The organism is Actinoplanes sp. NPDC048791, assembly GCF_040650095.1.
Lineage (GTDB): Bacteria > Actinomycetota > Actinomycetes > Mycobacteriales > Micromonosporaceae > Actinoplanes.
Genome location: NZ_JBEZGQ010001074.1, coordinates 1 through 2,717, shown reverse-complemented (window position 1 = coordinate 2,717; position 2,717 = coordinate 1). Strand labels below are relative to the sequence as shown.

The 2,717-nt window shown below is 73.4% G+C and carries 4 protein-coding genes; all 4 read left to right on the top strand.

Features of this window, described 5'->3' with window-relative positions; translation table 11 throughout:
* On the top strand, positions 1–472 hold a 472-nt coding region (locus tag AB0C29_RS42350), incomplete at its 5' end, for an ATP-binding protein (protein ID WP_360833149.1).
* Positions 469–1,128, top strand: coding sequence for a response regulator transcription factor (locus tag AB0C29_RS42345; RefSeq protein ID WP_360833147.1), 660 nt, complete (start codon positions 469–471; stop codon positions 1,126–1,128). The genes AB0C29_RS42350 and AB0C29_RS42345, both read left to right, overlap by 4 nt.
* Before the next feature lie 54 nt (positions 1,129–1,182).
* On the top strand, positions 1,183–1,890 hold the full coding sequence (locus AB0C29_RS42340) for an ATP-binding cassette domain-containing protein (protein WP_360833145.1): 708 nt from the start codon (positions 1,183–1,185) through the stop codon (positions 1,888–1,890).
* Positions 1,887–2,675 carry a hypothetical protein gene (locus tag AB0C29_RS42335; protein ID WP_360833143.1) on the top strand — a complete coding sequence of 263 codons (789 nt, stop codon included), beginning with the start codon at positions 1,887–1,889 and terminating at the stop codon, positions 2,673–2,675. The genes AB0C29_RS42340 and AB0C29_RS42335 overlap by 4 nt, the downstream gene beginning before the upstream one ends.
* The last annotated feature ends 42 nt before the right edge of the window (positions 2,676–2,717 follow it).

Genomic DNA, 2,717 nt, shown 5'->3' with positions numbered 1-2,717 from the left:
GGACTCCCTGGCCGGCATCGAACTGCACGCGCGGCGGGCCCTCGAAGAGATGCAGGTGCTGGTCCGGGGACTGCGTTCCGCGCCCCCGCCGGTCACCCGGCTGTCCTCGGTGGTCGACACCACGCGCGCCGCCGGCGTCGACGTGCACGCCCGCATCACCGTCGACGAGCAGGTCGAGGACGCCGTCGGGGCCGTCGTGCTGCGGATCGTGCAGGAGTCGCTGAGCAACGTGGTGCGGCACGCGGCGGGCGCGCCCTGCACGGTGGACGTGCACGAGACGGGCGGGGCGGTCGTCGTCCGGGTCCGGGACCGTGGGCCGGGCGCCGCCGGACGCGAGCACACCGGCTTCGGCCTGGCCGGGATGAGCGAACGGGCCCAGCTCGTCGGCGGCACGGTCACGTGGGGCGACCACCCCGGGGGCGGCTTCGAGGTCAGCGCGCGCCTGCCCGTCCGGCGAGGGGGTGGCCGGTGACCGCGGCCATCAGCGTGTTCCTGGCCGATGACGACGACCGGTTCCGCGGCGTCTACCGCAAGCTGTTCGACCGGACGCCCGGCTTCCGGGTCGCCGGCGAGGCGGCGGACGGCGAGACAGCGGCCCGGCTCGTCGGCGCGCTGAAACCGGCGGTCGCCCTGCTCGACGTGCAGATGCCCGGCGCGAGCGGACTGGAGGCCGCCCGCCGCCTGCTGCCGGACACGACCACCAAGGTCATCATGCTGACCACCTTCGACCTCGACGAGTACGTCTACGAGGCCCTCACCCTCGGCGCCTCCGGTTTCCTGCTCAAGAACGCGTCCCCGCCCGAGGTCCTGCACGCCGTACGCACTGTCCACGCCGGCCACGCGATGCTGGCCCCGGAGATCACCGCCAGGCTGATGCGGCAGTTCGCGCCGCGCCGGCCCGAGCGGCGGCACGCCTTCGCCGGCCAGGTGCTGTCCGCGCGCGAGACCGAGGTCATCCGGTACGTCGCCCGGGGCTACTCCAACCAGCAGATCGCCGACGAGCTGACGCTGAGCGTGGAGACGGTCCGCACGTACCTGCGCCGGATGTTCGCCAAGCTCGACGTGAACGACCGCACCCACCTCGCGGTGCTGGCGTACGAGGCCGGTCTGCTGCACGAACCTCGTTAGGTGTCTACTTCCGGGTGACGCGGGCCGGCGTCCATGCGTCGCAGGCTGGTGTCCGTGATCGACATCGCCCACCTCAGCAAACGCCACGGCGGCCGGACGGCCGTCGACGACGTCAGCTTCACCGCACGGCCCGGCCGGGTCACCGGCTTTCTCGGCCCCAACGGCGCCGGCAAGTCCAGCACCCTGCGGATCCTGCTGGGCCTGGACGCGCCCGGCGGCGGCACCGCGACGATCCACGGCCGGCGCTACCGCGACCTCGACCATCCATTGCGGACGGTCGGCGCGCTGCTCGACGGGGCCGGGCCGGTCCCGGAGCGACGGGCCGTCGACCACCTCAGCTGGATCGCTCGGTCGAACCGCATCCCCCAGGCCCGGGTGGGTGCGGTTCTCGAGCTCGTCGGCCTGGCCGAGGTGGCCCGGCAGCGGGTGAAGCGGTACTCGCTCGGGATGGGACAGCGGCTCGGTATCGCCGCGGCCTTGCTCGGTGAGCCGGATGTGCTGGTGCTCGACGAGCCGGTGAACGGGCTGGACCCGGAGGGGATCCGCTGGGTGCGGCAGCTGCTGCGGGACTATGCGGCGTCCGGGCGTACCGTGCTGCTGTCCAGCCACCTGATGGCCGAGACGGCCGGGACCGCCGACGACCTGGTGGTCATCAACCGGGGCCGGATCGCCGGGCGGGGTTCGGTCGCCGAGGTCACCGCGGGCCATCCGTCGCTGGAGGCGGCTTTCTTCGCCCTGACCGGCGAACGGACCGCGGCGTGAGAGCGGCCGTCCGCGCGGAACTGGTCAAGATCACCACTCTGCGCGCCGGCTGGCTCGTGCTGGGCGCCATCCTCGCCCTCCAGTTGCTGGTGGAGGTGCAGGTGGTGGGCCTGACCGCCGACGCGGTCGCCAAGGTGACGCCGGACGGGTCCATCGAGATCTTCCTCGGCCGGCGCGAGCCCGCCCGCGCGGCACTGCTGGAGGGCATCCGTGCTTCGTCGCTGCAGATGAGCGTGTTCCTGCCCGGCCTGGCCGCGGTGATCGCCGGGCAGGAGTTCCGCGGCGGGCAGCTCGGGCTGACGGTGCTCGCCGTGCCCCGGCGGGGCCGGTTGCTCGTGGCGAAGCTGCTGGCGGCGGCCGGATGCCTCACCCTGGCGGCGGTGCTGATCGCCACGATCAGCACGGTGTTCAGCTACCTGGGCGTCAAGGACCGGTTCCCCGGGCTGCCGGTCAGCGCCGACGCGATCGCGGGCCAGGCCAGGTTCATCCTGTACGCGGTCCTGCTCGGACTGAGCACGTACGCGATCGCCGTCATCGCCCGCAGCACCCTGGCAGCGATCGGGGTGAGCCTCGCGCTGATCACCGTGACGATGACCCAGGTGCTGGCCGGCGTGCCCGGCCTGGACGCGCTTCTCCCGGTCAGCGCCGGCCGGAACCTGCTGCTCAACCCCGCGACCGGCGACCTGACGTCGAGCCCGCCGCAGGCCGTGCTGGTCCTGGTGGGCTGGGCGCTGGTGACCGCGCTGCTCGCCGGGGTCACCCTCGTACGGCGGGACGCCCGGTGACCGCCCTGTTCGCCGCCGAGCTGGCCAAGATCCGAACCCTGC